At 72.9% G+C, this 23,882-nt stretch carries 23 protein-coding genes; 4 read left to right on the forward strand and 19 right to left on the reverse strand.

The features are described from left to right. Positions 1-155: 155 nt before the first annotated feature. Positions 156-584 (forward strand): ATP-binding protein, encoded by a 429-nt coding sequence (locus ACWG52_RS09655; RefSeq protein ID WP_390139831.1) that lies wholly within the window; start codon positions 156-158, stop codon positions 582-584. Here the strand turns inward: ACWG52_RS09655 and argF are convergent, their stop codons facing one another. From argF to ACWG52_RS09690, 7 genes are all read right to left on the reverse strand, one after another. Then, on the reverse strand, positions 585-1,604 hold the full coding sequence (argF, locus tag ACWG52_RS09660) for an ornithine carbamoyltransferase (RefSeq protein WP_161296107.1): 1,020 nt from the start codon (positions 1,602-1,604) through the stop codon (positions 585-587). Positions 1,605-1,727: 123 nt separating this feature from the next. Then, positions 1,728-2,954 (reverse strand): arginine deiminase, encoded by a 1,227-nt coding sequence (locus tag ACWG52_RS09665; RefSeq protein WP_389809477.1) that lies wholly within the window; start codon positions 2,952-2,954, stop codon positions 1,728-1,730. A gap of 46 nt (positions 2,955-3,000) precedes the next feature. Further along, positions 3,001-3,477: a hypothetical protein gene (locus ACWG52_RS09670; RefSeq protein WP_237545910.1), complete on the reverse strand. Its 477-nt coding sequence runs from the start codon at positions 3,475-3,477 to the stop codon at positions 3,001-3,003. 215 nt (positions 3,478-3,692) lie between these two features. Next, positions 3,693-6,254 carry a polynucleotide kinase-phosphatase gene (locus ACWG52_RS09675; RefSeq protein ID WP_390139828.1) on the reverse strand — a complete coding sequence of 854 codons (2,562 nt, stop codon included), beginning with the start codon at positions 6,252-6,254 and terminating at the stop codon, positions 3,693-3,695. Beyond that, complete coding sequence (locus ACWG52_RS09680) at positions 6,251-7,762, reverse strand: 3' terminal RNA ribose 2'-O-methyltransferase Hen1 (RefSeq protein ID WP_389809483.1); 1,512 nt, start codon at positions 7,760-7,762, stop codon at positions 6,251-6,253. Before ACWG52_RS09680 ends, ACWG52_RS09675 begins: the two co-directional genes overlap by 4 nt. Positions 7,763-7,822: 60 nt before the next feature. Then, complete coding sequence (gene mmuM, locus ACWG52_RS09685; RefSeq protein WP_389809486.1) at positions 7,823-8,737, reverse strand: homocysteine S-methyltransferase; 915 nt, start codon at positions 8,735-8,737, stop codon at positions 7,823-7,825. A 14-nt stretch (positions 8,738-8,751) separates the two neighbouring features. Next, the gene (locus ACWG52_RS09690) at positions 8,752-9,675 is read right to left on the reverse strand and encodes an LLM class F420-dependent oxidoreductase (protein ID WP_453128467.1); all 924 of its coding nucleotides are present in this window, start codon (positions 9,673-9,675) and stop codon (positions 8,752-8,754) included. A gap of 201 nt (positions 9,676-9,876) precedes the next feature. Between ACWG52_RS09690 and ACWG52_RS09695 the strand changes: the two genes are divergently transcribed. Next, a complete protein-coding gene (locus ACWG52_RS09695; protein WP_389809493.1) occupies positions 9,877-10,131 on the forward strand; it encodes a hypothetical protein in 255 nt (84 codons plus the stop codon). 46 nt (positions 10,132-10,177) lie between these two features. Here the strand turns inward: ACWG52_RS09695 and ACWG52_RS09700 are convergent, their stop codons facing one another. The 4 genes from ACWG52_RS09700 to ACWG52_RS09715 all read right to left on the reverse strand — a co-directional run bounded on the left by ACWG52_RS09700 (position 10,178) and on the right by ACWG52_RS09715 (position 13,117). Further along, positions 10,178-10,663 carry a DUF6099 family protein gene (locus ACWG52_RS09700; RefSeq protein WP_389809496.1) on the reverse strand — a complete coding sequence of 162 codons (486 nt, stop codon included), beginning with the start codon at positions 10,661-10,663 and terminating at the stop codon, positions 10,178-10,180. A 123-nt stretch (positions 10,664-10,786) separates the two neighbouring features. After that, positions 10,787-11,128: a nucleotide pyrophosphohydrolase gene (locus tag ACWG52_RS09705; RefSeq protein WP_390167583.1), complete on the reverse strand. Its 342-nt coding sequence runs from the start codon at positions 11,126-11,128 to the stop codon at positions 10,787-10,789. A 113-nt stretch (positions 11,129-11,241) separates the two neighbouring features. Further along, positions 11,242-12,654 carry an ATP-binding protein gene (locus ACWG52_RS09710; RefSeq protein WP_453128470.1) on the reverse strand — a complete coding sequence of 471 codons (1,413 nt, stop codon included), beginning with the start codon at positions 12,652-12,654 and terminating at the stop codon, positions 11,242-11,244. 67 nt (positions 12,655-12,721) lie between these two features. After that, positions 12,722-13,117: a cell division protein SepF gene (locus ACWG52_RS09715; protein WP_030012729.1), complete on the reverse strand. Its 396-nt coding sequence runs from the start codon at positions 13,115-13,117 to the stop codon at positions 12,722-12,724. Positions 13,118-13,272: 155 nt separating this feature from the next. Between ACWG52_RS09715 and ACWG52_RS09720 the strand changes: the two genes are divergently transcribed. Both ACWG52_RS09720 and ACWG52_RS09725 read left to right on the forward strand, forming a co-directional pair. Beyond that, positions 13,273-13,992, forward strand: coding sequence for a DUF2470 domain-containing protein (locus ACWG52_RS09720; protein WP_389809503.1), 720 nt, complete (start codon positions 13,273-13,275; stop codon positions 13,990-13,992). Between the two features lie 42 nt (positions 13,993-14,034). Then, complete coding sequence (locus ACWG52_RS09725; RefSeq protein WP_389809506.1) at positions 14,035-14,955, forward strand: NADP-dependent oxidoreductase; 921 nt, start codon at positions 14,035-14,037, stop codon at positions 14,953-14,955. 59 nt (positions 14,956-15,014) lie between these two features. On the opposite strand, the gene ACWG52_RS09730 is transcribed toward ACWG52_RS09725, so the two are convergent. From ACWG52_RS09730 to ACWG52_RS09765, 8 genes are all read right to left on the reverse strand, one after another. Beyond that, complete coding sequence (locus tag ACWG52_RS09730; protein ID WP_266353651.1) at positions 15,015-15,368, reverse strand: 4Fe-4S dicluster domain-containing protein; 354 nt, start codon at positions 15,366-15,368, stop codon at positions 15,015-15,017. Then, entirely contained in the window at positions 15,365-16,948 is a 1,584-nt protein-coding gene (locus tag ACWG52_RS09735) for an FAD-binding protein (RefSeq protein WP_389809510.1), read from the reverse strand. The genes ACWG52_RS09730 and ACWG52_RS09735 overlap by 4 nt, the downstream gene beginning before the upstream one ends. After that, positions 16,945-18,276 carry an LLM class flavin-dependent oxidoreductase gene (locus ACWG52_RS09740; RefSeq protein ID WP_389809513.1) on the reverse strand — a complete coding sequence of 444 codons (1,332 nt, stop codon included), beginning with the start codon at positions 18,274-18,276 and terminating at the stop codon, positions 16,945-16,947. Before ACWG52_RS09740 ends, ACWG52_RS09735 begins: the two co-directional genes overlap by 4 nt. Before the next feature lie 58 nt (positions 18,277-18,334). After that, positions 18,335-19,084 (reverse strand): ABC transporter permease, encoded by a 750-nt coding sequence (locus ACWG52_RS09745; protein WP_051763037.1) that lies wholly within the window; start codon positions 19,082-19,084, stop codon positions 18,335-18,337. 392 nt (positions 19,085-19,476) lie between these two features. Further along, positions 19,477-20,298: an ABC transporter ATP-binding protein gene (locus tag ACWG52_RS09750; protein ID WP_390167537.1), complete on the reverse strand. Its 822-nt coding sequence runs from the start codon at positions 20,296-20,298 to the stop codon at positions 19,477-19,479. 6 nt (positions 20,299-20,304) lie between these two features. Beyond that, positions 20,305-21,339, reverse strand: a complete 1,035-nt coding sequence (locus ACWG52_RS09755) for an ABC transporter substrate-binding protein (protein WP_389809516.1) — start codon at positions 21,337-21,339, stop codon at positions 20,305-20,307. Between the two features lie 41 nt (positions 21,340-21,380). Further along, positions 21,381-21,956, reverse strand: coding sequence for an NADPH-dependent FMN reductase (gene ssuE / locus ACWG52_RS09760; protein ID WP_389809519.1), 576 nt, complete (start codon positions 21,954-21,956; stop codon positions 21,381-21,383). Between the two features lie 36 nt (positions 21,957-21,992). Then, positions 21,993-22,934 carry a TauD/TfdA dioxygenase family protein gene (locus ACWG52_RS09765; RefSeq protein ID WP_390139816.1) on the reverse strand — a complete coding sequence of 314 codons (942 nt, stop codon included), beginning with the start codon at positions 22,932-22,934 and terminating at the stop codon, positions 21,993-21,995. Positions 22,935-23,882: the final 948 nt, after the last annotated feature.

The raw sequence follows: 23,882 nt of genomic DNA on the forward strand, positions 1-23,882 counted from the left end.
GCGACATCTTGGCGGTCGGGGGTCGGATCCGGGATCCAGGGGGCGCCTGCGGAATGAGAATTCGACTTCGTATCGTTGAAAGTGGGATGTCTACTTTCCCTCCCCGGATCCGAGCCCGAAGCCGACCCCCCGACCCCGGAACGGATGACCTTTCCTTGTCCGACGCCTCCGCCTGGCGGATCGCCCTGCCCCACACGGCGGCGGCCGTACCCCTCGCCCGCGCCCTCGTCCGCACCGCACTGGCCGACACCGACGCGCCCGCGGACCGGGACACCGCGGAACTCCTGACGGCGGAGCTGGTCGCCAACGCCGTGGAGCACACCAGCTCCGGCGCCCCGATCGAGCTGGTCGTACAACTGCTGGCGGAGGGCTGCCAGGTCGAGGTCCACGACGGCGATCCCTGCCCGCCCGAGGACCTGTCGGCCCGTCCGGACGCCGACCGGCCCGACCCCTGGCAGGAGCACGGCCGCGGCCTGCTGCTGATCCGGAGCCTGAGCTCCGACTGCGGACACCGACCCACCCCGCACGGCAAGGCCGTGTGGTTCACCCTGCCCGCGCGGCGGACCGGCCCCACCGGCGCATGACTATGCGTCACCTCGGCCGGGCCGGCCGAGCGTGGCGACGAGCACGGCCTTGATGGTGTGCAGCCGGTTCTCCGCCTCGTCGAAGACGACGGAGTGCTCCGACTCGAACACCTCGTCCGTCACCTCCAGGGAGTCGAGCCCGTGCCGCTCGTGGATCTCCCGGGCCACCTTGGTACCGAGGTCGTGGAAGGCCGGCAGGCAGTGCATGAACTTCACGTCCGGGTTGCCGGTGGCGCGCAGCACGTCCATGGTCACCGCGTACGGGGACAGGGCCGCGATCCGCTCGTCCCAGACCTCCTTGGGCTCCCCCATGGACACCCAGATGTCGGTCACGACGAAGTCCGCGCCGGCGACCCCCTCGGCGACCTCCTCGGTCAGGGTGAGCCGGGCGCCGCTCTCCGCCGCGAGCTCCCGCGCCGCGGCCACCACCGGCTCGGCGGGCCAGTAGGCCCGGGGCGCGACGATCCGTACGTCCATGCCCAGCAGCGCGCCGGTCACGAGGTAGGAGTTGCCCATGTTGAAGCGGGCGTCGCCGAGGTAGGCGAAGGCGATCCGGTCCAGCGGCTTGGCGGTGTGCTCGGTCATGGTGAGCAGGTCGGCCAGCATCTGGGTCGGGTGCCAGTCGTCGGTGAGGCCGTTGAAGACGGGGACGCCGGAGTGGGCGGCGAGTTCCTCGACGGCCTGCTGGCTGTCACCCCGGTACTCGATCGCGTCGAACATCCGGCCGAGCACCCGGGCGGTGTCCTTGACCGACTCCTTGTGTCCCATCTGGGAGCCGGCCGGATCCAGGTAGGTGGTGTGCGCGCCCTGGTCCGCGGCGGCGACCTCGAAGGCGCAGCGGGTCCGCGTCGAGGTCTTCTCGAAGATCAGCGCGATGTTCCTGCCCTGGAGGAGGCGCTGCTCGACCCCGGCCTTCTTGGCGGCCTTCAGGTCGGCGGCCAGCTCGATCAGACCGCGGAACTCGGCGGCCGTGAAATCCAGCTCCTTGAGAAAACTACGGCCGGCGAGGTCGGTGGCCATGGGGTCGCTCCAGCGTCACGGTGACAGGGGATGTTGGAAGTCTATACGATCCTCTGTATTGATATACAGACCGGGCCCGGGGTCTTCCCCAGGCCCGGGACTCCTCCCCCAGGTCCGGCCGCCTCAGACCGCGTCCCGCTCGACCGGACAGCTCATGCAGCGCGGTCCGCCCCGGCCCCGGCCCAGCTCGCTGCCCGGGATCTCGATCACCTCGATGCCCATCTTGCGCAGGTGCGTGTTGGTCGTCACGTTCCGCTCGTAGGCGACCACCACGCCCGGCTCCACGGCGAGCACGTTGCACCCGTCGTCCCACTGCTCGCGCTCCGCCGAGTGCACGTCCTGCGTCGCGGTCAGCACCCGGATCGAGTCCAGACCGAGCGCCGCCGCGATGGCCCGGTGCATGTGGTCCTCCGGGTGGTCGGTCACCTTCAGCTCGTGCGGACCGCCGCCCGGCTCGATCGTGTAGGAGGGGAGCATGCCGAGTCCGGCGTACTGAGTGAACGTATCTCCGTCGACCATCGTCATCACCGTGTCCAGGTGCATGAAGGCCCGGGACTTCGGCATGTCGAGGGCCACGATGGTCTTCGCCGAACCGGCCGCGAACAGACCGCGCGCCAGCATCTCCACAGCCTGCGGGGTGGTCCGCTCGCTCATCCCGATCAGCACCGCCCCGTTGCCGATGACCAGGACGTCCCCGCCCTCGATGGTCGACGGGTAGTCCTGCTGCCCCTGCGACCAGTAGTGGAAGGCACCGGAGGTGGTGAAGAGCGGGTGGTGCTTGTAGATCGCCTCGAAGTGGACCGTCTCGCGCTGCCGGGCGGGCCAGCGCATCGCGTTGATCGACACCCCGTCGTAGATCCAGGCGGAGGTGTCCCGGGTGAAGAGGTGGTTGGGCAGCGGGCCCAGCAGGAAACCGTCCAGGTCCAGCGCGTGGAAGCGCACCGACACCGGCTCGGCGTGCCGCTCCAGGAACTCCCGCTTGGTCATCCCGCCGACCAGCGCCTCCGCGAGGTCCGCGGAGGTCAGCCCGTCGAAGACCGAGCGCAGGTGGTCGGTGGCGAGCGGCCCGTACTCCTTCTCGTCGAAGACCCGGTCCAGTACGAGGTGTCTCGCCTCCGGGATGTCGAGGGCCTCGCACAGGAGGTCACCGAAGAGGTGGACCTCCACGCCCCGGTCCCGCAGCACGTCCGCGAAGCCGTCGTGCTCCTGGCGGGCCCGGCGCACCCACAGCACGTCGTCGAAGAGGAGCGCGTCCTTGTTGCTCGGTGTGAGCCGCTTCAGCTCCAGGTCGGGCCGGTGGAGGATGACGCGGCGGAGCCGCCCGGTCTCGGAGTCGACATGGAATCCCATGCCGTACACATTCCCAGACCGAACGGCTTTTTGACGTGGCGTCCGCTCAGCGAGGGGTCGCGAGGCCGAGAAGCGCCGAGGGAGCGCCCGTGAGCTCCGGGGTGGTCAGGCCCAGTTCGGGCATGGTCAGGTTCGGCACCCCCGAGTTGGAGGCGTCCGGCATCGTCAGCAGACCGCCGGCGACCAGACCCGGGGTCCGGGCGAGCAGGTCGGTGGCCGGCGCCTCGACGGAACCCTCGCCGTCCGTCTCCGGCTTGCCCAGCAGGTTCGGCACCGGCGAGGTGACGAGGGTGCTGCCGAGCTCGGTGCCGACCGGGACCGACGGGAGCAGTGGGGTCGGGAGCATGTTCCCCTTGTGGAAGCGGGGCGACTCGGGCGCTCCCACGACCGGCATCGGCACGCCCGTGCCCACGCGCGGGGTGTCCACGCCCAGCGTGGTCTTCAGGGCGTCGAGCGGGAGATCGACCGGCACCGATTGGGCCATGGCCGGGGTGGCCGCTCCGGCCGCAGCCATACAGGTCATGAGTGCCGCAATGCTTCCGCGCGCGGTCATCTTCATAAGTGACGTTCCGTCCTTCCAGGGTCGCGGACATTCCGCTGCCCTGGATGAACGATCCCGCCGGTGGTTTTCCCGGAGTTCTCCGCGAAAGTTCCCCCATACGACCTAATTCGAGGCCGTACGGGGGCCACCCCTTTACGGGCCGTGCTGACGCGGCCCGCTCCCGCGAAGGTGCCGGCTCACAGCCGGGGGTCGACCGGCTCCGACTCCAGCGCGAGCACCGCGAAGACGGCCTCGTGGACCCGCCACAGCGGCTCGTCGGCCGCCAGCCGGTCCAGCGCCTCCAGCCCGAGCGCGTACTCGCGCAGGGCGAGCGAGCGCTTGTGCCCGAGGAACCGCTCGCGCAGCCGCTCCAGCTGCTGCGGACGGGTGTACTCCGGGCCGTAGATGATCCGCAGGTACTCGCGTCCGCGGACCTTGACCCCGGGCTGGACCAGTCGGCCCTTGCCGTCCCTGGCGTACGCCTGGAGCGGCTTGACGACCATGCCCTCGCCGCCGGCCGCCGTCAGTTCCAGCCACCAGTCGGTACCGGCCCGCACCGATTCCTCGTCCGCGGTGTCCACCAGGATCCGGCCGGTGCGGCGGAGCAGTCCGGTTCCGGCCGCCTCGTCCGCGGCGACCAGCCGGTCCAGCCAGAACAGCTGCTCGTCGTGGGGCACCGCGGCCAGCGACCGCCCGGCCACCGCCAGCAGCTGGAACGGCGCGAACCGGACGCCCTCCAGCCCGTCGGTGGTCCAGCAGTAGCGCCGGTAGGAGTCGGTGAAGGCGGCCGCGTCGGCGGCCCGCCCGCGCTGGCGCTCCAGCAGTTCGCCGGTGTCGACGCCCCGGGCGGTGGCCGCCTCCAGGGCGGCGACCGCGCTCGGGAAGACGGCGCCGGAGGCCGCGCCCACGGCGGCGTACTGGTTGCGCAGCAGACCGGTGGACTTCAGGGACCAGGGCAGCAGTTCCCCGTCGAGCAGCAGCCAGTCGGTGTCGAGCTCCTCCCAGAGGCCGGCGTCGGTGACCGCCGAGCGCAGCCGGGTGAGGACCTCCTCCGTGACCTCCGGGTCCTTGAAGAAGGGCCGCCCGGTGCGGGTGTAGACCGAGCCCGTGGGGCCGTCGACGCCGAAGCGGGTCCGGGCCGCGTCGGCGTCCTTGCAGACGAGGACCGTGGCGCGGGAGCCCATGTGCTTCTCCTCGCACACCACCTGGGCGATGCCGTCCGCCCGGTACTGGGCGAAGGCCTCGGCCGGGTGCTCCAGGTAGCCCTCCTCGCGGGAGGTGGCCGTGGGCGCCATGGTCGGCGGCAGGTACGGCACGAGACGGGGATCGACGGCGAAGCGGCTCATGACCTCCAGGGCCGCCGCCGCGTTCTCCTCGCGCACGTTGACGTTGCCCAGGTGCCGGGTCTCCACGACCCGGCGGCCGTGCACGTCGGCCAGGTCGAGCGGGCGGCCGTCGTGCCCGCCCGGCGCCTCGGCGACGAGCGGCTTGACCGGCTCGTACCAGACCTTCTCGGCCGGTACGTCGACCAGTTCGCGCTCGGGCCAGCGCAGGGCGGTCATCCGGCCGCCGAAGACGGCGCCGGTGTCGAGGCAGATCGTGTTGTTGATCCAGGTGGTGTCGGGCACCGGGGTGTGTCCGTAGACCACGACGGCCTTGCCCCGGTAGTCCTCGGCCCACGGGTAGCGCACGGGCAGGCCGAACTCGTCGGTCTCGCCGGTGGTCTCCCCGTAGAGGGCGTGCGAGCGGACCCGGCCGGAGGTACGGCCGTGGTACTTCTCGGGCAGCCCGGCGTGGCAGACCACCAGCTTGCCGCCGTCGAGGACGTAGTGGCTGACGAGGCCGCGGATGAACTCCCTCACCTCCTGGACGAACTCCTCCGGCTCCCCCTCCAACTGCTCGATGGTCTCGGCGAGGCCGTGGGTCCGCTGGACCTTGGAACCCTTCAGGTACCGGCCGAGCTTGTTCTCGTGGTTGCCGGGCACGCACAGGGCGTTGCCGGACTTCACCATGCCCATGACGCGGCGCAGCACGCCGGGGCTGTCGGGACCGCGGTCGACGAGGTCACCGACGAAGACGGCGGTGCGGCCCTCGGGGTGGACCCCGTCCTCGTAGCCGAGCTTGGTGAGCAGGGTCTCCAGCTCGGAGGAACAGCCGTGGATGTCGCCGACGATGTCGAAGGGGCCGGTGAGGTGGGTGAGGTCGTTGAACCGCTTCTCCAGGACCACCTCGGCGGTCTCGGCCTCCTCGACGGAGCGCAGCACGTGCACCTTGCGGAAGCCCTCGCGCTCCAGGCCGCGCAGCGAGCGCCGCAGGTCGCGGCGGTGCCGCTGGATGACCGCGCGGGGCAGGCCGGCCCGGTCGGGGCGGGCCGCGTTGCGTTCGGCGCAGACCTGCTCGGGCATGTCCAGGACGATGGCGATGGGCAGGACGTCGTGCTCGCGGGCGAGCTGGACCAGCTGCCGGCGGGCGTCGGCCTGGACGCTGGTGGCGTCGACGACGGTGAGGCGGCCGGCGGCGAGGCGCTTGCCCGCGATGTAGTGCAGGACGTCGAAGGCGTCGCGGCTGGCGCTCTGGTCGTTCTCGTCGTCGCTGACCAGGCCCCGGCAGTAGTCGGAGGAGATGACCTCGGTGGCCTTGAAGTGCTTGCGGGCGAAGGTGGACTTGCCCGATCCGGTGGCCCCGATCAGGACGACGAGGGCCAGGTCGGTGACGGGAAGTGTGCGCGTACGGGGGGTCTCGGTCTCGGTGCCGGTCATGCTGCCTCGCCCTCCTTCGGGGTGTCAGTGGTGTGGGTGGTGTGGGTGGGGTCCGTGGTGTCGGTGGTGTCGTGCTGGGTGAAGACGGCCATCTGGGTCGGCGGACCGACCTCGGGGTCGTCGTCGCCGACGGGCACGTACCGGACCCCGTAGCCGTGGCGTCGCGCGACGTCGTCGGCCCAGGCCCGGAACTCCGCGCGGGTCCACTCGAAGCGGTGGTCGCCGTGGCGGACGTGCCCGGCGGGCAGGGTCTCCCAGCGCACGTTGTACTCGACGTTCGGGGTGGTGACGAGGACCGTGCGGGGGCGGGCGGAGCCGAAGACCGCGTACTCCAGGGCGGGCAGCCGCTCCGGGTCCAGGTGCTCGATGACCTCGCTGAGCACGGCCGCGTCGTAGCCGGCCAGCCGCTTGTCGGTGTACGCGAGCGAGCCCTGCAGGAGCTTCAGGCGCGCGCTCTGCCGCTCGCCCATCCGGTCCAGCCGCAGCCGCCGGGCCGCGATCTGCAGGGCCCGTACGGACACGTCCATGCCGACGATCTCGGAGTACGCCGGGTCGCCGAGCAGCGCCTGGAGCAACTGGCCCTGGCCGCAGCCGAGGTCCAGCACCCGCTGGGCACCGGCGCCCCGCAGGGCGGCGAGGATCGCCTCGCGCCGCCGCACGGCGAGCGGCACGGGCCGCTCCTCGGTGTCGCGGGTCTCGTCCACCGCGTTGTCGATCTCCTCGACCTCGCTGCCGTCGGCCTCGGCGAGGCGGACCAGTTCCAGGCGCTCGACGGCGTCCTGGGTCAGGCGCTTGTGCCGGGCCAGGTAGCGGGAGGAGATCAGGCCGTTCTCGGGGTGGGCGGCGAGCCAGCCGTCTCCGGCGCGCAGCAGCTTGTCGACCTCGTCCGCGGAGATCCAGTAGTGCTTGGCGTCGTCGAGGACCGGCAGCAGCACGTAGAGCTGCCGCAACGCGTCGGCGAGGCGCAGCTCGCCCTCCAGGACGAGCCGTACGTAGCGGGAGTCGCCCCACTCGGGGAACTGATCGTCGAGCGGTACGGGATCGGCCTGTACGAGGTCCCAGCCGAGCGGCTCGAACAGCCGGTGCACGAGCGCGGCGCCGCCGCGGGCGGGCAGCACCGGGATCTCGACGCGCAGCGGCCGGGTCTGCTCCGGCAGCTCGGGGCGCAGGGCGCACTGCCCCTTGAGCGCGGTGCGGAACACTCCGCTGAGCGCGACGGCGAGCAGCGAGGACGCGGCGTACGGCCGGTCGTTCACGTACTGCGCGAGCGCGGCGTCCGGCGCTCCGCCCCGGCCCTTGCCCCGGCCGCGCCGGACGAGCGCGACGGGGTCCACCTCCAGCAGCAGGGCCGCCGTGCACCGCTGGGCCGAGGCCTCGGGGTAGAACACGTGGGCGGTGCCGTGGGAGGTGGAGAACGCCTGCGTCTTCCCGGGATGCTTGTGCAGCAGGTAGCCCAGGTCGGTGGCGGGTCGTTCGGGGGAGCCGGTGGTGGAGATCGTCAGGAACACACGACCGATTGTTGCTGGTCACCCGCCCCGTCTGCCTCTGGTTTTTCGACCGGGCGGTTCCTACGGCCGCCGCTCCGCCGGCAGCGGGCCGAGGGCGGCGATCCGGTCCGGGCCGATGCGGCAGCACCCGCCGATCAGGCGGGCGCCGGCGGCGTGCCAGGCCCGGGTGGGCCAGGGGACGGGGTCGTCGGGGGTGTGCCAGGTGCGGGTGGTGGCGTTCCAGACCGAGCCGTCGTTGGGGTAGGCCAGCAGCGGTTTCGTGGTCACGGCGGCGGCCGCTTCGAGGGCGGGCAGGACATCGGCCGGATCGCAGCAGTTGACGCCGACCGCGATGACCTGCGGGGAGGCGGCGGCGAGGGCGAAGGCCTCGTCGAGGGGTTGCCCGGCCCGGGTGCGGCCGGCGGCGACGGTGTAGGAGAGCCAGGCGGGGGCGCCGGTCTCCGCGAGGACGGTGAGCAGTGCCTCGGCCTCGTCGGTGTCCGGGATCGTCTCCACGGCCACGACGTCGGGGCCGGCGGCGAGCAGGGCCTCGACGCGGGGGCGGTGGAAGGCGGCGAGCGCGCGCCCGCTCAGCCCGTACCGGCCGCGGTACTCGGAGCCGTCCGCGAGTACCGCTCCGTACGGGCCCACGGAGGCGGCCACCCACACCTCGTGGTCGGCGGCCTCGGCCGTCCGGGCGGCCAGCAGCACGCTGCGCCGCAGCAGGGCGGTGGTCTCGGCGCGGTCGTGGCCGTGGGCGGCGAAGGCCTCGTAGCCGACCTGGTAACTGGCGGTGATCAGTACCTCGGCGCCGGCCCGGACGTACGCCGTGTGGGCGGCCGCCACCTGGTCCGGGTGCTCGGCGAGCACCCGGCCCGACCAGAGGTCGCCGGACAGGTCGCAGCCCTGGGCGGCGAGCTGGTTGCTGAGCCCGCCGTCCAGGAGTACGGCCCGGTGGGCCAGGGCTTCGGCGAGCGGGCCGGACGCGCGTGGCACGGTGGTCCCCTTCGCTATCGGACCTGGGAGAGCACCTGGGCGGAGATCAGCTCCAGGTGGTCCAGGTCGTGGAGGTCGAGCAGTTGGAGGTAGACGCGGGAGGCGCCGACGGCGCCGTACGCGCCGATCTTCTCCACGACCTCGTCCGGGGTACCGGCCAGGCCGTTGGCCTTGAGTTCGTCGACGTCCCGCCCGATGGCGGCGGCCCGGCGGGCCACCTCGGCGTCGTCCTTGCCCACGCAGACGACGAGGGCGTTGGAGTAGCGGAGGTCGTCGGGTCCCCGCCCGGCCTCCTCGGCCGCCTCCCGGACCCGGGCGAACTGGCGCGCGCTGTCCGCGACGGACGCGAAGGGCATGTTGAACTCGTCCGCGTACCGGGCGGCGAGCCGCGGGGTGCGCCTGGCGCCGTGGCCGCCGACGAGGACGGGAACCTTGGCCTGGGCGGGCTTGGGCAGCGCGGGCGAGTTCTCCACCCGGTAGTGCGTGCCGGCGTGGTCGAAGGTGGCGCCGGGCTCGGTGGCCCACAGGCCGGTGACGACGGCCAGCTGCTCCTCCAGCCGGGACATCCGGTCCGCCGGGAAGGGGATGCCGTACGCCTTGTGTTCCTCCTCGAACCAGCCCGCGCCGAGACCCAGTTCGACGCGGCCACCGGACATCTGGTCGACCTGGGCCACCTGGATGGCGAGGACTCCGGGCAGCCGGAAGGTTCCTGCCGTCATCAGGGTGCCGAGGCGGATCCGCTCGGTCTCCCGGGCCAGGCCCGCGAGGGTGATCCAGGCGTCGGTGGGGCCGGGAAGGCCGTCGGCGGATCCCATCCGTAGGTAATGGTCGGAGCGGAAGAACGCGTCGAAGCCCAGGTCCTCGGTGGCCTTGGCGACGGACAGGAGGGTGTCGTAGCTCGCGCCCTGCTGGGGCTCGGTGAAAACGCGAAGATCCATACCCCCATCCTGCACTTCCGCCCCGGCAGGGTGAATCTTCGTCAACCGGACGGTCCACGCCCCGGCGCGCCAGTGACCGGCCCGGACGGTGATCGTTGGCTCGGACGGAGCCGGACCGCCCGGCCCACGCGCCGGCGGCGTCCCGCAGGCGCGTCCACCGCCCCCTTCCGCCCTGGAAGGGCCAGGGCCGAGGAGGCCGCCATGTCCCACGAGGCCGTGCCGGATACCCACCGACACACCGGACCGACCGGACGGGCAGCGCACGCAGCACACGAGCGAGCGGGGCAGGAGCCGGCGGCACCCGCCCAGGGGGACGGCGCGCCGAAGGGCCTGCTGCAGCAGATGGAAGACCTGATGGCGGCGTTGAACGCCGACCTGTCCCGGCTCGACGCCGATCTCCAGGCCTCCACGGACCGCGCCCCCGAGGGCGAGCGCCGGACCTTCCGGTCGTCCTGACCACGCGGGTCCCGCCGAGCACGGCGGGACCCCCTCCGTGTAACCCTCAGGCCACGCCCGAGGCGGAGCCTCGCTCACGGACCGTCATGCGGCGCAGGATCGCCCGCACCCGGTCGCTCGACTCGTCGGCCGCGTCGATCGACTCTATGCACTGCCAGTACAGGGCCTCGTCGTCCGTCCCGCAGGCCACTCCGACCAGGGCTATGCCCACTTCACCCAGCAGCGCCTGAAGTCCGAGCATCGTCTGCCGGACGTCCGACACCTCGCTCAACTGCGCGGCTCTCGGCGGATACTCGGGCGCGCTGCCCTCTCCGCGCAGGGCCGCCCGGTCGAGCACCCCGCAGCCTCTTCCTCCCGCTTCCCCCAGTCCTCGTGCCTCCGGTCTCAGTTCCGGCGGCCCGGTGACCGCCAGATAGCTCCCTACGCCCTGCGCGAGCGCCTGGGCCTGCCAGGCCTCGCCCACGATGTCCCACGCGACCCCACTCTGTGCCAGCGCGTGCCGGCCGGCCGCGATGAGCCGTACCGCATCCATATGCCGTCCCCCGTCCGCACGACATCCCGCCGTCCTCACCACTACCCAGAGTGAGGGCAACGAGCCGGTAAAGCCAGGGGTATTCGGAAAATGTGGACACAAATGTGATTGTGGATGAGTCCATCACTCCGAAGAGTGACGATTCGGTGTCGATGTACCCGGCACGGGAAAGCGGATTTCGTTCCTCTCGATCTTCGCGGCGAGCGCATCCAGCACATCCACCCCGAGAACCTCACAGAACTGCAGCAGATACGCGAGCACGTCGGCCACCTCGTCGGCCACGCGGTGGGCCGTGTCCGGCTTCTCCATGACCTTCGCCGACTGCTCCGGCGTCAACCACTGGAAGATCTCGACCAGTTCGGACGCCTCCACACTGAGCGCCACCGCCAGGTTCTTGGGCGTGTGGTACGGCTCCCAGCCGCGCGCGGCCGCGAACCGCGCGAGCCGGCGCTGCAGCAGGTCCAGCCGCTCGTCGGGGCGGTCGCCGGGACGGTCCCCGATCCGCCCGCCGGGCCGCCCCTCCGATGGCTCCGGCCGTCGCTCGGGCTGTTCCTGGTTCTCCACCGCCGGCGTCTCGTTCATGCCCCCAGGTCTACCATCGCGACACCCGGGAGGTCGCGGGCGGCCGCGGCCGTCCCCTCCCCCACCGCCGCCACGAGCCGGATGTGGCCGCGGCCGCAGGACAGCAGGGCCAGGCGCAGCAGCTCGGCGCTCTGACGCCCGTCGAGGCCGCGGTCGAAGTCGTCGGCCAGCACCGTCAGGGCCTGCCGCGCGGACAGCAGTTCGGCCGCCGGGTCCATGGCCAGCACCCCGGGCCCGGTGAGCAGGACCAGCGCCAGCGCGAGGAAGCGCAGTTCGCCCGCGCCCAGTCGGGCCAGCTCGGTCGCGGGCCGGCCCGGGCCGCGGTCCAGCACCGCCTCGACGGGGCCGCCGCCCGCGGGAGCTCGTACGTCCAGCCCCGCCACGGACCCGGCGCAGCCCGTACGGGCCGCCTCCGCCAGCAGCGCGTGGCGGGTGCCGCATTCGCTACGGGTCCGCCGCAGCACATCGGCCAGGTTGGCGCAGTCGCCCAGCAGCCGGCCCTCTCCCGGCGCGACGGCGGCGCGCATCCGGTCCGGACGGGGGTCGCACGGGAACACCGCGCGCAGGGCCACGACCACCTGCTCGGCGGCGGCCAGCACCTGACGCTGACCCGCGGTGGAACCGGCGACGCGGAGCGGGAGCAGTGCCGTGCCGAGACGGTCGTCGGGCAGCGGGGCCCGGGTGACACCGACGGCGCCACCGGTCAGCCAGGCGGCCTGGACCGAGCGCCGGCCGGGGTCACGCAGAGCGGTGGCGAGCAGGATCTGCCCGCCCTGGGAGAGTCGTTCGCCGACGATCCGCAGCGTGGGCTCGGCCTGGACGGCGAGGTCGAGCCGGACCGGGCCCGCGGGTCCGTCCACTGTGCAGCCGAGGCGGAACCCGCGCCGGCGCTGCGCGTCGGGGACGGCCCGGTCGGGGATGCGGGCGCGCGGGTCCGGGAAGGCCTCCTCCAGCGTGGCCCCGGAACCCAGCCCGGCCAGGGCCTCGTAGGCGGCCAGGGCCTGGGACTTGCCGCTGCCGCTCGGCCCGGCGAAGAGGGTGAGGGGGCCGAGCGGGTGGACCGCCGAGCGGTGCGGCCCGAAGGCGGAGAGCCGCAGCTCGGTGACCACGGGCCGCGGGTACCGCCGGCCGGGCTCTGCGGGACGGCCGGGGCCGGTGGGGCGGGTCTGCGCGGGCACGACGGGCGCATCGCCCTCCTCCGACCCGATGGCGGAAGGCGCGGGCGGGGCTCCGGGCGGCACGGCGGCATCGACGTCGGCCCTGGTCTCGACCTCGGCCGCCGGAGCGGCGGCGGGAGGGGCCGCCGGAGGGGCGACGAGACGGGCGGCGGGAACGGGACCGGCGGGGGTGTCGGCTAACGCGACGGTGGCGGGCGCGCCCACCGCCGCCGCGTCCGAAATGGCGTCCATGCGCGGGACGGTACGGCCCGCCGGACCCCCCGTGGCTCCGGCGAACCGTTCCCTCGCGGGGACCTTCCTACGATCGGGGGACGGCCGCGGCCGCGATCCCCTCGACCTCGGTCCCCACCGGCGCGAGCAGGAAGACGTTCCGGTCCACCCGGTGCATCCCGCTGCCCAGGCCGAAGACCACGCCGCTGCTGAAGTCCAGGATCCGCTTGGCCACTTCGCTGTCCGCCCCGGTGAGGTCGAGCAGGACCGGGATCTGCGCGATCAGGTACTCCGCCACCTCCCGCGCGTCCGCGAAGATCTGAACTCTGATCACCACGAAGCGCCGCTGCTCCGCCGCCGACGCCCCGGGCGCAGTGGGAATCGTGCGGTGGTCCACCCGGGAGGGCCATTCGTTGCGACTGCGCAGGGGAACCACCTGCGCGAGCCCCTCCCACTGTTCGTCGGTGACGTCGTACCTGCTCACCGGGCCGCCTCGGCCGTGCGCTTCATGTGCATCCCCCCATCCTCTCGCGTTTCACCCGTTCAGCCCAACAACGACACGAGCGTCCCGGGTACTCTCGGAGAGCCAGATAGGTTAGGTTAGGCATACCTAAGTCACTCGGACGAGGAGAGATCCGCATGCGCCTGTTCGGTGCCCCCGCCACCCCGGCCGACCGGCCCACCGATGCCGAGCGCATCCGGTCGATCCTGACCGCCGCCCACTCCATGACCGTGGTCACCGACGGACTGCGCTCCGAGGTCCGCCACCTCGACGGCAGCGACCCCATGGGCCGACTGCACCTGCACCCCGCGGAGCCCGGCGGCGAGTGCGAGTACCGGCCCTCGATCCGGCTGGAGTTCACTGACATCGCCCCCACCCCCGTACGGGACCGGGTACGCGCCCGCGTCACCGTGCTGGGCCGCCTGCTGACCCCCTACTCCGATCTGGCCGAAGGCTCCGGCGCCGACTCCACCTGCATGGAATTCGACCGGGCCGTCCTGGAGACCCCGGAGGGCCGCTCGCACGTCGGCCTCGACGAGCTGGACGCGGCCTGCCCCGACCCGCTGTCCCCGTACGAGGCGGGCATGCTCACGCACCTCCTCGACGACCACCACGACCTCGTCACCCTGCTGCTGCGGCTGGTCCGGCCGCTGCCCACCGCCACCGTGCTCCGCGCGCTACCGGTCGCCATGGACCGCTACGGGATCACCCTGCGGCTGGAGGAACGTCGCGGCCACCGCGACGTGCGGCTGCCCTTCCCCTCCCCCCTCGACGACGTCGAGCAGGCCGGTACGCAGATCCAGGCGCTCTTCAGCGCGGCCCGACGGAGCTCGCACCGCAACACCCTGCCGGCCTGACGGTCCGGAATACCCGGCCGCGGACCCGCGTTGGGGCCGATCATGAAGGCCATCGCATACAACGCCTACGGAACTCCCGCCCCCCTTCAGCTCGTCGACCTGCCTCGGCCCAAGGTGGGACCGGGCGAGGTGCTCGTGCGCGTCAAGGCCGCCGGGGTCAACCCGGTGGACTGGAAGCTCGCCGCCGGATACCTCGAACCGATCCTCGAAGTCCGCTACCCGGTCATACCCGGCTGGGACGTGGCCGGAGTCGTCGAGGCGGTCGGCGAGGACACCTTCGACCACGCCGTCGGCGACGAGGTCTACGGCTACGTCCGCAAGGAATGGGTCGAGCTCGGCACCTACGCGGAACTGGTGTCCGCCCCCGTCCGCACCCTCGCCCGCAAGCCCCGTGAGCTGAGCTTCGAACAGGCCGCGGGCCTCCCGCTGGCCGGTCTCACCGCCTACCAGTCGCTCACCCGCGTCGGCCTCCGGGCCGGCGAGACCGTCGTCATCCACTCCGCGGCCGGCGGCACCGGATCCTTCGGCGTGCAGATCGCGGTCGCGCTCGGCCTGCGCGTCATCGGCACGGCGGGCGCACACAACCACGACTACCTGCGCTCCCTCGGCGCGGAGCCCGTGCTGTACGGCGACGGGATGGCGGACCGGATCCGCGCGCTCGCGCCCGAAGGCGTCGACGCGGCCCTGGACTTCTACGGCGACGACGTCATCGCGACGCTGCAGTCCCTGGTCAAGGAACGCCACCGGGTGGTCTCCATCGCGGACTACGACGCGGCCGCCCAGGGCGCCCACCAGCTGTGGGTGCGCCCGGACACCGCCGACCTGACCTTCCTGGCGGAACTGGCCGACGCGGGCAAGCTCACGGTCAACGTGGAACACGCGCTGCCGCTCGCCGAGGCCGCCAAGGCCTGGGAGCTGAGCGCCGCGGGCCGCACCCGCGGCAAGATCGTCCTGACCGTCTGACCGGCCCGCCACGCACGTACGAGCGCCGCCGGAGCGCAGGGCTCCGGCGGCGCTCGCGCTCAGGACGTGATCGGCGGCGCGGACCGGCCCAGCGGCGGCCCGATCGCCCGCAGCGCCCCGGGCGTCCGCCCTTCCCCCCAGCCGATCTCCCGCCGGTAGCTGCCGAGCAGCCCACGGCTCACCAACCCCGCTTCGTCCCGGACGGCGGGGTCCTCCGGCAGGGGCCGGGTCAGCGGGGCCACGAACAGCGCGTCCACCGGGCAGTTCGCCTCGCACAGGAAGCAGGTCTGGCAGTCCTCCTGCCGTACGAGCAGCGGAATCCCCTCGGGGCCCCGTTCGAAGACATCGGTCGGGCACACCTCCACACATTTGTCGCAGGCGATGCAGCGCTCTGCCGAGACCAGTTCGATCATGCGGCCACCCCCGCCCTCGCGGCGGGCCTGGTCCACACCCGGTCCAGTCCCCCGACCAGGATCCGGTGGTGCTGGGCGGGGTCCTGGTCCGGGTGGTCGAGGCGCTTGGCCATGCCCCGGGACTCGGACCGGGCGAGGGCGGCGGCGTACATCCACCGCGCGTGCGCCGTCATCGCCGCCGCCTGCCGGGCCCTGACCAGGTCGGCCCCCTCGCCGTGCAGACCCGCGCGCAGCTGTGACCAGGCCGCGTCGAGGGTGCGCAGGGAGGCCGCGAGGACCTCGCCGTGCCGGAGGTAGTTCTTGTCGTACGGGAGCACCTCCCGCTGTACGAGCGCCACGGCCTCGCGGTGGTCCGGCGCGCCGGCCGCGCTCCCCGTCGGGCGCAGGCCCGCCCCGCCGGCGCCCGTGACGGGACGGCTCGCCGTCCGGGCGGAACCGAGGGAGCGGGCGTACCGGGCGGCGCCCCGGCCGGCCCAGCTGCCCGAGGAGATGGCCCAGGCGGCGTTGTGGCTGCCGCCTCCGGTGAAGCCCCCGCAGATCTCCTCGCGGGTGGCCGCGTCCCCGGCGGCGTACAGCCCGGGGACCCCGGTGGCGCAGTCGTCGTCGGTGATGCGGATGCCGCCGGTGCCGCGGACCGTGCCCTCGGCGAGCAGGGTGACGGCGAAACGGTCGGTGAAGGGATCGATGCCGAGCCGGTCGAAGGTGAGGAAGAAGTTGGGCTGCGCGAGGCGCATCGCGGCCCGGGCGGGCTCGTCGGCGCGGTCCAGCCGGGCGTACACCCGGGCGCCGGTGAGGAGTTCGCGGGCGATCACCGAGCGGCCGCCCTGGCTCGCCGCGCCCTCCAGGACCCTGCCGTCCTCCTGGTAGAAGGTGGCGAAGGAGTAGAAGGCGGTCTTGGTGACGGAGGTGCCCTCGGGGGCGATGCCGTAGGCGTTGGAGAACTCCATCCCGGAGAGGTCCGCCCCGACCTCGGCGGCGAACAGCGCCCCGTCGCCGGTGTCGGTGTTCGTGCCGAGGGCTCCGCTGAGGAAGGCGCAGCCTCCGGTGGCGAGGACCACGGCGCCGGCCCGGACCCGGTAGGACTCGCGCAGCTGGCGGCGGTAGCCGGCGGCTCCCGCGACGGTGCCGTCCGCGTCGGTGAGCAGCTCGGTGACCGGGCTGTGGTCCAGGACGCGGACCCCGGCCCGGCGGATCCGGATGCGCATCCGCCGCATGTACTCGGGGCCTTGCAGGCCGCCCCGGAGCGGCTGCCCGTCGGGGCCGGTCGGGAAGGGGTAGCGGCCGTGCGTTGCCAGCTCGTTCATCCGGTCGTAGGTCTCGTCGAGGACCCGGGCCATCCAGCGGCGGTCGGCGAGGTACCCGCCGAGGCCCTCCCGGGAGGCCATGGCCGCCTCCCGGGAGGCGGGCTCCGGCGGGACGTACCAGACGCCGGTGCCGCCCGCGGCCGTCGCGCCGCTGGTCCCGCAGTAGCCCTTGTCCGCGAGGACGACGCGGGCGCCCGCCTCGGCGGCCCCCAGCGCCGCCCAGGTGGCGGCCGGGCCACCGCCGACCACGAGGACGTCGCCGGCGTAGTCGGTCATACGCTCTCCTTGGTGTGCCGGTTGACCGGCCGGGCGAGGCCGTAGTTCTCGCGGAGGGTGGCGCCGGTGTACTCGGTGCGGAACAGCCCGCGCCGCTGGAGGATCGGCACGACGTGGTCGACGAAGGCCGTGAGCCCCGTGGGCAGGACCGGCGCCATGATGTTGAAGCCGTCGGCGGCTCCCTGGGTGAACCACTCCTGGAGCTGGTCGGCGATCTGCTCGGGGGTACCGGCGAAGACGCGGTGACCGCGGCCGGCGCCGAGGCGGGCGATCAGCTCGCGCAGGGTCAGGCCGTCGCGCCGGGCGAGTTCGGCGACGAGGGTGAAGCGGCTCTTGTTGCCGTTGACGTCCCGTTCCTCGGGCAGGTCCGGGAGCGGACCGTCCAGCGGCAGGCCGGTGAGGTCCACGTTCAGCATGCCGGAGAGCTGGGCGAGGCCGTACTCGGGCACCTGGAGGTCGGTGAGCTGCTGTTCCAGGGCCTTCGCCTCGGCCTCGGTGGAGCCGATGACGGGGGCGATGCCGGGCAGGACGAGGAGGTCGCTCTCGGCGCGGCCGTACTTGGCGAGGCGGGACTTGAGGTCCTTGTAGAAGGTCTGGCCGTCGGCGAGGGTCTGCTGGGCGGTGAAGACCGCCTCGGCGTATTGAGCCGCGAACTCCTTGCCGTCCTCGGACGATCCGGCCTGCACGAGCAGCGGGTGGCCCTGGGGGGAGCGCGGGACGTTGAGCGGCCCTGCCACACCGAAGTGCTCGCCGCGGTGGGCGGCCGGGTGCAGCTTGTCGGTGTCGGCGTAGATGCCGCGTTCCTTGTCGAGGACGATCGCGTCGTCCTCCCAGCTGTCCCAGAGCTTGGTGGCGACGTCGAGGAACTCGCGGGCGCGTTCGTAGCGGAGGTGGTGCTCCAGGTGCTCGTCGCGGTTGAAGTTGCGGGCCTCGTCGACGGTGCCGGAGGTGACGATGTTCCAGCCGGCCCGGCCGCCGCTGATGTGGTCGAGGGAGGCGAACTTGCGGGCCAGGTTGTAGGGCTCGTTGAAGGTCGTGGAGACGGTGGCGATGAGCCCGATGTGCTCGGTGACGGCGGCGATGGCGGAGAGCAGGGTGAGCGGCTCGAAGCCGCCGAGGGCGTTGTGGCGGGCCTTGCCCCAGAGGGCGACGCCGTCGGCGAAGAAGATGGAGTCGAGCAGTCCGCGCTCGGCGGTGCGGGCCAGGTCCTGGAAGTACCGCAGGTCGGTGATGAGTTCGGGCCGGCTGTCGGGGTGGCGCCAGGCGGCGTCGTGGTGACCGGCGTTCATCAGGAAGGCGTTGAGGTGGAGGGTGCGGTTCGCGGTCATGGCTGTTCCCTGTGTTCGGTGGCGTTGCGTGCGGTGGCGGGCCCGGACGGCGCGGGCGTCAGACGGGGACGCGCCAGGTGCTCAGGCGGCGTTCGATCGTGACCAGCAGCTGGTTGAAGGCCACGCCGACGGCGGAGATGGTGATGATGCCCGCGTACATCTGCGGGATCGCGAAGTTGTACTGCGAGGCGTTGATCAGGTAGCCGAGGCCCGCCTTGGCGCCGATCATCTCGGCGGCCACCAGGACCAGGATGGAGACCGCGCCGGCCAGCCGGATGCCGGTGAAGATGGCCGGGACGGACGACGGCAGGATCACCTTCTGGAAGAGCCTGGGGGTGGACAGGTCCATCGAGCGGGCCAGTCGCACGAGAGTGGGATCGGCGTTGCCCACCGCGCTGATGGTGTTCAGCAGGACCGGCCAGAGGCAGGCGTAGACGACGATCGAGACCTTCGAGGTCTCGCCGATGCCGAGCAGCAGCACGAAGACCGGGAGCAGGGCCAGTGCGGCGGTGTTGCGGAACACCTCCAGCAGCGGGCCGAGGAACGCGGCCACCGGCCGGTACCAGCCGATGAGCAGGCCGAGCGGGACCGCGACGACGACGGCGATGGCGAAGCCGCCGAAGGAGCGGGCGAGGCTGGCCCGGGTGTGTTGGCCGAGCTGGCCGTTGCCCAGGAGGTCCCACCAGGCCGTGGCGACCTCGCTGACCGGCGGGAGGAAGGTGGCGTCGACCAGGCCGAGGCGGGGGGCGGTCTCCCAGAGGACGAGCAGGGCGACGAGGGCCGCCGAGCGCAGGGCGGTGGCGCGCAGCCACCGGCCGAGTGCCCCGGCGGCCTTCCGGACGGGGGACGGGGCGGGCCGGCCGTGGGCGGTGCCCCGACCGGCGCCCGGGGCGGCGGGGCCCTTCGGCGCGGGCGCGGCGTCCGGCCCGGTGGCGGGTGCCTCCGGGGGCGCGGAGGTCACCGGGGCCGTGGATGCCTCCGGGGTCGCCGGGGCCGTCGGGGTCCGCTCTGGGGCGGGTGCCGTGGCCGCCCGGCCGGCGCCGCGCAGTCGGCGTACCAGCAGCGACGGGAGACCGGACCGCGGCCCGCGGGACTCCCGGTCGGCGGCCGCGGGAGCCGCGGGCGCCGTGTCCTCCCGTACCGCCTCGCGTACCGCCTGTCGGTCGGCCGGGGCCTCGGCGGGGGTGGTGATGTCGGTGGTCATACGGTGGCCTCCTCCTTCTCCAGTTGCTGGGCACGGGCCACCTCGTCGTGGAGCAGGGTCCAGATCTCGTGGCGGTAGCGGGCGAACTCGGGGCTGGAGCGCAGGTCCTCGCCCTGGAAGCCGTCGCCGCGGGCACCGAAGGAGACCGGGACGATCTCCTTGACGCGTCCGGGGCGGGAGGTCATGACGGCCACCTTCTGACCGAGGTAGACCGCCTCCTCGATGCCGTGCGTGATGAAGACGACGGTCTTCCCGGTGCGCTGCCAGATGCGGCGCAGCTCGTCCTGGAGGGACTCGCGGGTCTGCGCGTCGAGGGCGGCGAACGGCTCGTCCATCAGCAGGACGTCCGGGTCGTACGCCAGCGAGCGGGCGATGGCCACGCGCTGGCGCATGCCGCCGGACAGTTCGTGCGGGTGCCGGTCCTCGAAGCCGGTGAGGCCGACGAGGTCCAGGAACTCCCGGGCCCTCTGCTTGCGTTCACGGCGCGGGACGCCGGTCGCCTCCAGGCCGAACTCCACGTTGCCGAGCGCCGTGCGCCACGGCAGCAGGGCGTACTGCTGGAAGACGATGCCGCGGTCCAGGCCCGGCCCGGTGACGGGCTCGCCGTCCAGCAGTATCCGGCCGGACGAGGGCCGGGTCAGCCCGCCGAGCAGGTCCAGGAGGGTGGACTTGCCGCAGCCGCTGGGGCCGACGACCACCACGAACTCCCCCGCCTCGATCTCCAGGTCGATGCCGTCGAGTGCGGTGAACTGCTCCTTGCTCTTCTTGTCCTTGGTCGGGAAGGTCTTGGTCACTTCCTCGAACACGATCTTCGCCATGGCGGATCAGCCCTTCCCGAAGCCGTTGAACTCGTTCGTGTAGAGGTCGGCGGGCCGCAGCTGTCCCTGCTTGATGTCGCCGCGCTCGCCGAGCCAGTCCAGCCAGAGCTGGAACTCCTTGTCCTCGATGCGGCCGCCCGTCTCGGCGACCCCGTACGAACGCCAGTACTGGAGGGTGGCGGTGTCCTCGTTGCGGCCGCGCTTCGTGACGATCTCGGTCTGCCGGGCGATGACCTCCTCGCGCGGGGTGGTGCGGGCCCATTCGATGGCCTTGGCCACACCGGTCACGAAGGTCCGCGCGGTGTCCGGGTTCTGCTTGATGAAGCGCTCGGTCATGATGTAGGAGCCGGCGCTGAACTTGCCGAGCAGGTCGAAGTCGCTGAAGAGCGGTCTGATCCCGCCGGCGGCCACGGCCTTGTCGCGCAGGATCCCGCCCAGCACGCCCACGTCGATCTGCTTCTGGCGCAGCACCTGGTCGGTGTTGACGGGCGGCACGACGAGCGACTCGACCTTGGAGGAGTCTGCCTTGGCGAGACCGTTGCGGCTCAGGTAGATGTCGAGGACGGCCTGGGAGTGCGCGCCCAGGGTGTTCATGCCGACCTTCTTGCCGAGCAGGTCGCGGGCGGAGCGGATCGGGCTGTCCTCCAGGACGTAGTAGCCGCTGTACGAGTGCTGGTCGACGCCGTAGTAGGAGATGACGGCCTTGATGGGGGCCTTGCTGGAGGCGAGTTTGACGATCGCGCCGTTGAAGGCTCCGCCGAAGTGGGTCTGGCCGGTGGCGGCGGACTGGATGTCCTGCGGACCGCTGATGGTGTTGCCGACCCACTCCAGCTTGAGGTCCTCCAGGTAGCCGAGGTCGGCGGCGAGTTCGGGGAGCGTGACGGCGCCGACCGAGCCCTGGTACTTCAGGGTCTTGATCTGCGCGCCGGAACCGCCGCTGCCCGCGGTGGCCGTGCCGCAGCTCACCGCGGCCGCCGAGATGCCGAGCAGGGCGAGGAACTGGCGTCGGGAGGTGGTGGTCGAGGTGAACGCTGCGGGCATGACGGTTCCTTGTCGGTGCGGGTCGCGTGGTGGCGGCGGTGCTACGGGGTGGTGGTGAGGGCGGCGGCTGCGGTGACGGCGGCGGCGGGCGCCGCGCGCAGTGCCGCGGCGAACTCGTCGACGGCCTGGTAGAGGTCCAGTTCGGCCTCGGGCCGCAGCCGGTCGGGGCCGGATCCGCGCTCGACGGAGGAGTCCAGGACGAACCGGCCGGCGGTGACGTGTCGGGCGCCGAGGGCGGCGAGCACGGGGCGCAGGGCGTAATCGATGGTCAGGACGTGGGCGAGGCTGCCGCCGGTGGCCAGCGGCAGGACGGTCTTGCCGTCGAGGCCGTCCTGCGGGAGCAGGTCGAGGAAGGCCTTGAGCAGTCCGGTGTACGAGGCCTTGTAGACCGGGGTCGCGATGACCAGGCCGTCGGCCTCGGCGACGGCTTCGAGTGCCCGGCGGATCTCGGGTTCGCCGCGTCGGGCGGCGAGGAGGTCGGCGGCGGGGAGGTCGCGCACGGACAGGTGCGCGGTGTCGAAGCCGGAGTGGGACAGCCGGCGCACCACGTGGTCGGCGACGACGGCGGTACGGGAGTGGGCGGAGGGGCTGCCGGTGATGGCGAGCAGATGGGGCACGGGGGCTCCTTGGGAGTCGTACGGGGAGCGGCTGGATCAGGCGGTGGTGGAGGCGCCCGAGGGGATGCCGAAGGCCGGGTCCGGGACGGCCTCCGGGCTGATCAGGCGGGACGGCTCGCCGTCGGGGCCGACCGGGACGTCGCCGTCGACGGTGACCCGGCGCAGGGTGCGCTCGTGGTCGTCGGAGTCGTCCACTCCGTAGTGCTGGGTGGCGCGGTTGTCCCAGATCGCGACGTCGCCGGCCCGCCACTGCCAGCGGACGGTGTTCTCGGGGCTCTCGATGTGCGACTGGAAGAGGTCCTGGAGGGCGCGGGAGTCCCGGCCGGTCAGGCCGTTGATCCGCTGGACGAAGTTGCCGAGGAGCAGGGTGCGCTCGCCCGTCTCGGGGTGGACGCGGACCACCGGGTGCTCGGTGAGGAACTTGGTGGAGGTGAACACCTCGCGGTACTGGGCCAGGGCCTCGGGCAGGGCGTCGGGCTTGAGGGCGGCGTAGTCGTACTCGTTGGAGTGGACGGCGCGCAGGCTGTCGGCGAGGGTGCGCAGCGGTGCGGGGAGGTTGCTGTAGGCGGTGGCGGTGTTGGCCCAGAGGGTGTTGCCGCCGTACGGGGGGATGGTGACGGCGCGGAGGATGGAGAAGGCGGGGTAGGCGGGGACGAAGGTGACGTCGGTGTGCCACTGGTTGGCGCGGGCGCCGTGGTGGGAGTCGATCCCGAGGGCGTAACGACCGTCCGCGGAGGGGACGGTGGGGTGCGCGACGGGGGCGCCGAGCAGCTGGGCGAAGGCCTCGTGACCGGCCTCGTCGAGGTGGTCCTGGCCGCGGAAGAAGACGACCTTGTGGGCGAGGAGGGCCGCCCGGATCTCGGCGACGGTGCCGTCGGGCAGGTCGCCGCCGAGGTGTACGCCGCCGATCTCGGCTCCGATGCGGCCGCCGATCCTGGTGACGGTGGTGGCGGTGGTGGCGGTGGTGGCAGTGGCCATGGGAACTCCCTGGGTCGGTGCCGCGGGATTATTTCCGCAGCGGAAGAAATAGGGTGACGGGGCAGTCGGGCGCTGCGCTGCGCCGAGCGGTACGGGTGCGGGGGTGCGGGTGACGCCTACGGTGCGGTGACGAGTGCGGGTGCACGGTGCTGCGGGTGCGAGCTGGTGCGGAGCCGGCCGCCCGGGGCCGCGGAGGCCCCTCGGGCGACCCCGGCCGGTCCCCGGCACGGGGCGTCCCGGTGGTGCACCACCCCTGGAGGTGCACCACCGGACGGGAGCGGGGTCGGGCGGGCGCGGCCGGAGGGACCCTACGGGGCGGCCCCACAGGGGGCGCCGACGCGGGCCGGGACCGGGCGGGCCGGTCGGGCGGGCCGCCGGCTCGGCGGCGTCAGGCCCGGCGGAGGGCCGGACAGCGGCCCGGACACGCGCCCGGCTCGATACAGAGGCCGGTGGTGTGGAGCCGCGGGGCGAGGAGTGCGTTCGCGGACATGTCCCGGAGCGTGTCAGTGGCCCCCGGCGGGGGTCAACCCCCGACCGTGGCCGCCGAACGCACTTCCGGACCGCCCCCACGCCCACCCCGCGCACCACCTACGACCTGCGCTTTCCCCCACCCCTCGACCTGTCTGCGGACCTCCCTCGGCGGCCGAAAACCGTGGCCGGAATTCATGGCCCCGCAATGCGGCCGCCACGCTTTCGCCGGGATCCGCGCCCGCTCACCGCTCACGTGGCCCGGGCCGGGACGTGCCCGATGGTCCCGACCGTCGGCGGGTCGGCTCGGCCCGGGCCGGCACTTTCGGCTGTTGTCGGAGGAGCCCGGCGCCACCAGGCCCCGTCAGGCTCCGGACGCGTCCGGGGCCTGACGGGGCGCACCGCTTCGGACGGGCCCCGGCTCCTCCGGCAGGACCTGGACGAAGCGCTCGGGCTTCGCCGGCACGCCCCAGGAGCCGC

It is taken from the genome of Streptomyces sp. CLCI03 (assembly GCF_053615355.1).